This is a genomic window from Bradyrhizobium sp. HKCCYLS2038 (assembly GCF_051167655.1).
Classification (GTDB): Bacteria; Pseudomonadota; Alphaproteobacteria; order Rhizobiales; family Xanthobacteraceae; genus Bradyrhizobium.
In genome coordinates this window covers 2,079,293-2,087,017 of the sequence record NZ_JBNPTM010000001.1, presented here as the reverse complement: position 1 = coordinate 2,087,017, position 7,725 = coordinate 2,079,293, and the positions used below count along the sequence as shown (strand labels likewise).

The 7,725-nt window shown below is 64.3% G+C and carries 8 protein-coding genes and 1 pseudogene; 5 read left to right on the top strand and 4 right to left on the bottom strand.

Annotation, left to right across the window (positions count from 1 at the left end):
* Positions 1–171 (top strand): annotated as a pseudogene (locus tag ACQR1I_RS09260) (IS3 family transposase); the annotation flags it as partial.
* Between the two features lie 1,051 nt (positions 172–1,222).
* Here the strand turns inward: ACQR1I_RS09260 and ACQR1I_RS09255 are convergent.
* The 4 genes from ACQR1I_RS09255 to ACQR1I_RS09240 all read right to left on the bottom strand — a co-directional run bounded on the left by ACQR1I_RS09255 (position 1,223) and on the right by ACQR1I_RS09240 (position 4,803).
* Positions 1,223–1,537, bottom strand: a complete 315-nt coding sequence (locus ACQR1I_RS09255; protein WP_434871206.1) for a hypothetical protein — start codon at positions 1,535–1,537, stop codon at positions 1,223–1,225.
* A 102-nt stretch (positions 1,538–1,639) separates the two neighbouring features.
* Positions 1,640–2,116 (bottom strand): hypothetical protein, encoded by a 477-nt coding sequence (locus tag ACQR1I_RS09250; RefSeq protein WP_434871207.1) that lies wholly within the window; start codon positions 2,114–2,116, stop codon positions 1,640–1,642.
* 144 nt (positions 2,117–2,260) lie between these two features.
* On the bottom strand, positions 2,261–4,036 hold the full coding sequence (locus ACQR1I_RS09245) for a hypothetical protein (RefSeq protein ID WP_434871208.1): 1,776 nt from the start codon (positions 4,034–4,036) through the stop codon (positions 2,261–2,263).
* Positions 4,037–4,413: 377 nt separating this feature from the next.
* A complete protein-coding gene (locus tag ACQR1I_RS09240) occupies positions 4,414–4,803 on the bottom strand; it encodes a hypothetical protein (RefSeq protein WP_434871209.1) in 390 nt (129 codons plus the stop codon).
* A gap of 173 nt (positions 4,804–4,976) precedes the next feature.
* Here ACQR1I_RS09240 and ACQR1I_RS09235 point away from each other — a divergent pair, with 173 nt between their 5' ends.
* The 4 genes from ACQR1I_RS09235 to ACQR1I_RS09220 all read left to right on the top strand — a co-directional run bounded on the left by ACQR1I_RS09235 (position 4,977) and on the right by ACQR1I_RS09220 (position 7,462).
* Entirely contained in the window at positions 4,977–6,443 is a 1,467-nt protein-coding gene (locus ACQR1I_RS09235; RefSeq protein WP_434871210.1) for an AAA family ATPase, read from the top strand.
* A complete protein-coding gene (locus ACQR1I_RS09230) occupies positions 6,443–6,754 on the top strand; it encodes a DUF6634 family protein (RefSeq protein ID WP_434871211.1) in 312 nt (103 codons plus the stop codon). The genes ACQR1I_RS09235 and ACQR1I_RS09230 overlap by 1 nt, the downstream gene beginning before the upstream one ends.
* A gap of 234 nt (positions 6,755–6,988) precedes the next feature.
* Complete coding sequence (locus tag ACQR1I_RS09225) at positions 6,989–7,168, top strand: hypothetical protein (protein WP_434871212.1); 180 nt, start codon at positions 6,989–6,991, stop codon at positions 7,166–7,168.
* 75 nt (positions 7,169–7,243) lie between these two features.
* On the top strand, positions 7,244–7,462 hold the full coding sequence (locus tag ACQR1I_RS09220; protein WP_434871213.1) for a hypothetical protein: 219 nt from the start codon (positions 7,244–7,246) through the stop codon (positions 7,460–7,462).
* Positions 7,463–7,725 lie beyond the last annotated feature (263 nt).

Genomic DNA, 7,725 nt, shown 5'->3' with positions numbered 1-7,725 from the left:
GAACGACCACACTCGCAGCTCGGGTGGAAAACGCCGTCCGAGTTCGCCGCAACCTGCAATCCGCGTCGGGATCTGGCGCTGCGCTATGTCGAGAGCTCCGCGCCAGCCCCCGCCGCTACCACCGCCCGGATGGGCAAATCCAACCGCCCGAACGAACTGAGACCTGGATAAAACTTGGGGGCAAGGTCACGGGTTCAGCACACTTTTCAAGAGTTTGGCGAACACCAACGCCTCGCTTCGTTTCCGGTCCGGCGATCATGCCCTCGGCATTAAGGGTAGATCGCCAACGTTGGTGAGCGCTCACATCGCCAGAAAGACTCGCATTCCCGGGTTTCTGGCTTCGGTGCGCTGTGCTGTCTGAACCAGCATATGTCGTCGAGACGCCCTGCGAAACTGATCTCCGAGGGATCGATCGTGACGATCCATCCGGAATAAGCCGTTCTGGTTCGACTGATGCGACTTTTTATTAGCCCCATTGTAGAAGCGTTCGGCATCGCAACTGGCGGCATACGCTGTTGCGCCGTCTCCGAATTTGCCGGAGAATAACTCGCCATCGCGGGAGGCTGCGGTTTCCCTGAGGAAGCGGCCGTGCCGCTGAGTGGCGTGCTGCGTCTAGAGGGATTGGCAAACCGAACTGGTGTCCGCGCTGCCGAAGTTCTTCGGGAGCTCAGCGGACCGGACTCCCGAACCGCGGTCCGGGCTGGTGCTGAAGGGTGGTCGGCTGCACGTCCGGATCGGCGCCTCCCTCGAGCTGGGCGAGACTTCCGCTTCGAGACCATCCGGCGCAGGAAGGGCGAGCTGCGCGCGGTCTGGGGCGGACGCCTGTCGGCCGAGAGCGAGGCGACCGTCTGGGCCGCTGTGGACCTGGCCAGGGCGCGCAGCATCTGCGTCTGCGAGCTCTGCGGCTCGCGCGGCGGACTCTACGGGTGCGGCGACGTGCAGGCGGCCCGCTGCAAGGAGGCATGCCAAGGGCATGCCGGCGGTCCGTCCCGGAAGAACGTCCATCTGACTCAGGGGGACCTTGTGGGGCCGGCTGCGGGTGGTGGTCCCCGCGCGCCACGACTTCGAAGTCGACGCGTTCGCGGAGATCGGCGCGCGCCGTTACGACGGGCGGCGCCCGGCGGAACACTAACTAACTGCTAACAACTAAGAACGTACTCGGTTTGGGTCAGCTTATCGCTGCCTCGACTACCGCTCTGTCTTCCTCGAGCAGTCTTACGATCTACGCCGGATCGCGCAGCTCAGGCTGCGACCAACGCACCAGAGCCCTTACGTCTTGCAGTGAAGTTCGTGCTGGAGCATATTCGCCGAATGGCAATCGGCGGCCGACTAATACTGCGGCACCGGTCATCGGCTTCGAGCCACCGATGGAGAATGCTCCATTGAGGTCACTAGCAGACAGAAGCCGATCGCCATTTGGAAAGATGGCTTTCAGATGAAGCTGTGCAGAAAGTAGTCCGCGTATCGCTCGCGCCTCACTGCCGACATCAGCGACTTCAATTGTCTGCCTGATTGGATCCAGTAAAATTGCTCTCATCTTCGTCTCCGCCGGGCGGACCGTTCTGGTAGCGAGCGCATGACCAGCATTATCTGATCTGAGTAGAGTACGGTTCGCGCCGCAAGCGTCAACGACGAACTATCAGAACGGGATGGCCTTCGCCGCGGCGGACGTCGCCGGCGCTCCCGGATAGTCGGGCTCACCCTGCCTGTCAGCCGGGTCGACAAGCCTGTTGCGGAGTCGACGCAGCGCCTTGTTCTGGGCGACCACGTCGTAGCCACGACTCCGCAGGTCCAGCAGAGCCCGGCCGACGATCGACCTGTCGAGCTCCGTCAGCTGATCCATGGATGACGTGACCAGGGCGTAGACGAGCGCCCGGCCGAACGTGTTCGTGTCCGGGACGCGGGCCTGATCCATCCTGCTGCGCCATGCAGCCGTCCGGAGCCGACCCTTCGCACGGCGCACGTCGACGCTCGGCCTGTTGACGTTCCTGAGGAACACAGAGTCCGGCCGGTCCGACGACCTACTATGTTCCTGTCGACGCTCGTCATCGATCTCGCTGACGATCCTGTCGATGTCGTCCAGGGTCAGCCTGCGCGACCGCTTCGGCTTCGCCATGATGTGAGTCCTCCTCGTCCATGCCGGGGATGACCGGCTGCTGCGCAGGAGTCTACCCATGGATGCGCAAGCGACAACCGTGGCGGAGCACAGGGGCGACGGGCGCTACGCGGATGAGGATGAAGTGGGATGGTGTTGCCGGGCTCAGGCGGCGCGGAGGACCGGCACAGCGGAGCGATGGAAACTGCGGACGCCGGAGGCGAGGAAGTCGAGGGTGGCCTTGCCCGGAGTCGACAGGGACGCGTCGGATGGTCCTCGACCGTGGTTTCGACGCTGACTCTGCGCTGCGATGAGAGCCTGACGCCTGAAGTGGTCGTCGAGGGCCGGTGTCGTCCACGCCTGCGGCATCTGGGATGACCGCAGGGAGGTCTCGAGGATGGCCTGGGATGGTCTGCCTGCTGCCGGAAGGTTGTTTACCCCCTTAACCAGATCCTGGATTGCATCCGAAGCGATCACGGTCACGTAGCACGTGAAAAGGTGCGCCTTGATCGTGTTGTAGGCCCTCCCGGTAGCCCTGGCGATGGAGGCAATGGTCGGCTCCCTGCCCGCGCGCATCTCCGCCCGGATGGCCCTGACGATCTCTGCTCGGGTCGCCTCGACGCGGACGTTGGCGCTGTAGGCCTGGCCCTTGCGCTCCCGCGTCGCCACGTCGTCGCCGTCCCGCATCAGGTGAGAAGCGGCACCGCGATCGCGGCCGCCCTTGTCCATCTTGGCGGGGTCGAAGTTGTGCGCGGCCCAGCGGCTGCAGCACTCGACGAGCTTGTCGACGGCCTGGCGGGCCTTCAGTCCGGCCGGTGCGATCTCCTCGGCCGCGGCGGTTTCGGCGATCTTGGCGATGGCCTGGGTGAACGCCACCGGGTCGGAGATGTCGAAGCCCTGCTTGAAGAGCATCTTCGCCGCCTCACGGCAGGCCTTGGAGACGTATGTGAAGTAGGTGTTCGAGTCCGAGGCGTCGAAGCCCGCGTCGGCGAGGCGGTCGCGCATGAGCTCGCGGGCCATCCGCACCGGATCCCAGGTCAGGTCCAAGGACTCGGCCCACTCCGACAGAGTCGGCATGTGCGTGTCCTGGATGATGGCGACGCCGCAGTGGGGCGAGATCGGGTTCTTGCCGTGGTGGAGGAACGCGAGGCCTCCGGGATCCGCCCCGAACGCCTTGGTGAGCGCGGCGGCGATCTGACCGAGCATCCGGTGCTGGTTTTTGTCGTTCCAGACGGCGTGGCCTTCCGGGAGCAGGATCCACAGCTGCGGATTGATGACCATTCCCGGGTAGCGGTCGTCGACGATCCATGAGGCGACGTGCGGCGCGCACGGCAGGTCGAATTCCTTGACGACCCAGGCGATCCAGGCGCGCAGCGCGTCCTCGGAGTCGAACGAGCGGTCGACGTCCAGCCGGAACATATCCTTGCAGTTGTCGCAGAAGAATCCATACGGCTGATCGAGACCGTGCAGCTTCGACCACTGCACCTCGCAGCTGTCCTTAGTCGGCCCTGTGCGTAGGTCGCCCTTCGAGGCCCTACCGCAGGAAGCAATGAAGCGCTGCAGGAATGGGTGCCACCAGGAGCGCAGTCCGCGCTCAACGAAGGCCTTCTGCCAGTATTTTCCGCCGACGATGCCGCCAGCGAACAGGTAGCCGTTCTTGATACGATCTGAAGCCGCGGGCTGCTGCGCATTCCGCTCGAGGTGGCGCTGCAGGAAGAAAACGGCGTCATCGGCCTTCCGGACCAGGGCCCGCTGCTCGTCCGTAGGATTCCCGCCTGGCAGGCAGGCCTCGTAGGCGGCGTCGGTCTCGGCCCTGCGGCGCTCGAACATGCCGTCTAGACGCTCTTCCTCGCGCTTGCGCTCGCGGCGGGCTCTGTCGGCCACGCGCTTGTCGGAGCGGGCCCAGGCCGCCTGGCTGTAGCCGTCGGAGAACTCGGACATTGAGCGCGTGCGCGAAGGCTTGCTGCCGCGGCCACGTCGGCCCGGTCGCTCTGTTTTCTGCGCTGTGTCTGAATGCACCATGGAACACGGATTGATGCACGCCAGCCGGCGGACCGCAAGCAAGGATTCGCAAGTATTTCCAATCCTTTGCACAGCCTGTGGATCGAGTTGCCATCACATCGTGCGAAGCATGATTTTTATGCGAACTGGTATGGTGGCAACTTGAGCCAGACGACAATTCGAGACTCGAAATGTGAGAATTCGAGAGTCGAATTGTCATCCGACGCGTCCAACAAAGGCGAACATTGTTCAAAAACCTAAGTCATTGATTATTCTGATAATCGAGATTCCGAATCTTGTAACATCCGAAACTTGTATCATCGCTTCCGAGGCGCAGGCCGCTCCTCGATGTCCTCCTCCTGCTCGTCGTAGTCGTCAGGGTGCTCCGCGCCCGTCGGCCAATATGCGTCGAGATCGTCCAGGTATTCGCGGGGCGGAGGGTGGCCCATCACGATTTCGTGAGCTTGCGCGTAGCGCGTCCAGCGCTCGGCGAAGCGCACCGGGTCCGCGGTCCTGACGGCGCGCGGCTCGGGGGCATCGCGGTCGATTTTGCCGTTGCGGGCCACTTTGGGGTTGCGCGGGTCCGCCCGCAGCCATGCGACGAGCAGCGTCTCGACGAACGACGACCGGGACCGCGAGGCCTCTCCGGAGCGGAGCTGGAGGAGCTCCAACAGGTCATCGTGAACCCGCAGCGTGAGGCGGTTCATCTTGATCTCGTCGGCGCCCTTCGGCTTCGGGCCTCGCTTGCGGGGTACCACCTTCTTCCTTGGCAAAGGGCTAACCATGGCTGCATCGAATCCTTGCTCTCGGCGGGGTGATATGTGCGTACAATGTCGAACATTCACGTCCAATGTTGGCAATTTGGCACGGCGAGGCGGACATGAGCAAGGATTCGGACGACGCGCGCAAGACCCTCGAAGACGTCTTGACGCTGCTGTCAGAGGACCGGCTGGAGTCGGCGCCGCCGCCGAAGAAGGATGACGACACCATGACCGAGGCCGCGCTTACTCCCCTGAAGCTGTTGCACGCGCGGAACTGGGAGTTCGCTTTCACGTGGCTCGTCCGGGAGACGAACAGGCGTCACCCCGGCGACGAGTACCTCGGCTCTGTAGTGCTGCGGGCGCAGAACCACGCCAGCGATGACCATCCGCATATGAAGGTGGCCATCGACACGATCGTCGACCGCCTGCTCGACATCGCCGCCGGCCATCTTGCCGTCGCCTGGCAGATGTTGCAGGTCCGGCCGTCGTTGCCGGGCTCGTTCGTGCGCGTGATGCCGCCCCTGGCGCGCCTCGCTGCCGTGCTCGGCAGCGACAAGCAGCGCGAAATCCTCAAGGTCTGGTGGGCGGGCGCGGAGGGAAAGCTTGCCGACCAGAAAGTTTCGATGTTCGCGATCGCCAAACTGGTCATCGACGGCAGTCCTGTGGCCACCGAGGCGCTGCGGCCGTTGTCGTCGTTCATGCACACGCCAATCAAGCCTACGCGCCGCGAGCCGCCGGCGAACCATGTCGTCGTCATGCCAAACGAGCCGGCCGACGAAAAGCTGCCGCCGGCGTGGAAGAAGCTAGTCGGTGAGCCGTTGCCGCTCATCATCTGCAAGGACGTCGCCGGCGTGCGCACCATGCTGCACCGTGAATTCCCGCACGCGACGCACGTTGTGGATACGCTGCTGCGCGGCGTCGCCGACGGCCGCGCGGTGCGGCTGACGCTTTCGATCCTGGTCGGTCCGCCCGGCGGCGGGAAGTCGCGGCTTGCACGGCGCGTCGCCGAGGCCCTGGGCCTGAGCGTCCACCGCCAGGACGCGGCGGCATGCCTAGATGGGACCTTCGGCGGTTCGTCGAAAACGTGGAGCACCGCGCAGCCGTCGGTGCCGGCGCGTGCCGTGCTGTCGTCGCGGACGGCAAACCCGATGGTGCTGATCGACGAGATCGAGAAGGCCGGCAGCGGCAGCTACAACGGGCGCCTGTGGGACGCCCTGGTACCGTTCCTGGAACGCGAGACATCGTCGCGCTACCGCGAGAATGCGCTCGACTGCGAGCTCGATCTCGGCTGGGTCTCGTTCATCGCCACGGCCAACTCGACCGAGGGTCTCCCCGGCCCGCTGCTCGATCGATTCCGGATCCTACGCGTGCCGGCGCCGACGCTGGCGCACCTGCCCGCGCTGGCGGCGCAGGTGATGCGCGATCTCGCGCGCGAGGAAGACCACCAGCACGACGCGCCGCTCGCCGGCGACGAGCTCGAAGTGATCGCGAAGGCATGGGCGCGGGAGAAGTTCTCGCTGCGCAAGCTCCAGAGGCTCGTCATCGCGACCCTCGAGGTCCGCGATCAGATGGCTCCGAGGCACTGATGTCGATCGCAGAGAAGCAGTTGAGGGCTGATTTCGAGTCATACCTTGCCGGCGATCAGCCGCAGCAGGACGAGCTCGCGAGGGCGCCGGTGCTCGACGGCTGGGAAGCCGCGGTGTCGATCCAGCCGAATGGTGAGCGCTGCTACGTGATCTGCGGCGATGTCTACGGCCACCCCCACAAGCGCGATGGCGAGCGGGTTACGACGTCGCCCGTCGTCTGGATCGATCGCGACTACCAGTGGTGCCGCACGCGGTCGCGGCTGTACCGCCTCGACGGCAGGATCGTCCCGCTCGACGGCGCGTCGTTCTGATGGTCTGATGGGAAGCTAACTACGCGATCCCGGATTTTTCTCGGCGGGCGGATTGCCAATTGCGGGTTGGCGGACGACGATTCATGTCACGCCGCGAACGCAAGCGAAGCCGGGATAGCTACGTTCTCCTTCGGATTGACAACTCCGTTGATGCTAGATCGCGGTCCTCTATAATTGGTGGTGCAGGTGCCTGTAGCACGCAAGCCACACTGGCCGAACTGCGGAGCGCCCGGCATGGGCATGAAGACGATCGACGGCGCACCGATCACGATGGATGCCATCTTCGCATTCGGCGCCAAGGTCGAGACCGTCTACTCGGTATATTGCGTCCACAAGCCGGAGTGCACGACTCCTGATCTCGAATTCGGAAGCACAGATCGGTGGTTCAAGAGTGGCTTCTCCGAGGCTCCGTAGGCGCGCGCATTCGACCACCGGCAGCCGGTCGGCTTCGTCAACCTTCGTTTCGACGAGCCACCGAAAGTAGCATCCATGCTGGACGTCGCATCCTGGCGTCGCAGCCGCCTGCCGGCTCGCGACGTGCTGTCGTCCAGCACGGCGAAACCGCCCGTACTTATCGACGAAATAGAGAAGGCCGGGAGCGCCAACTACAACGGCCGTTTGTGGGACTCGTTGATGCCGTTCCTTGAACGTGAGACGTCGAGTCGACGCCCCGAACGCTCCTTAGACGCGGAGGTCGACCTCGGCTGAGTGAATTACATTTCCACAGCCAACGCGACCGAAATTTTGCCGAGGCCCCTCCTCGACAGATTCCGAATCGTGAAGGTGCCGGCGCCAGCGCTCGGGCACCTGCCCGCGCTGGCCGCGCGCGCCATGTAGGATCTCGCGCAGGAGGACGACAGCTTCACGACAAACTGCTCGCCGGCAACGAGCTCAAGGCGATCGGGCAGCGGTGGCTACGGAAGAAGTTTTCGATGAAGAAGCTCCAGAGGCTGGTCGCCGCGACGCTCGAG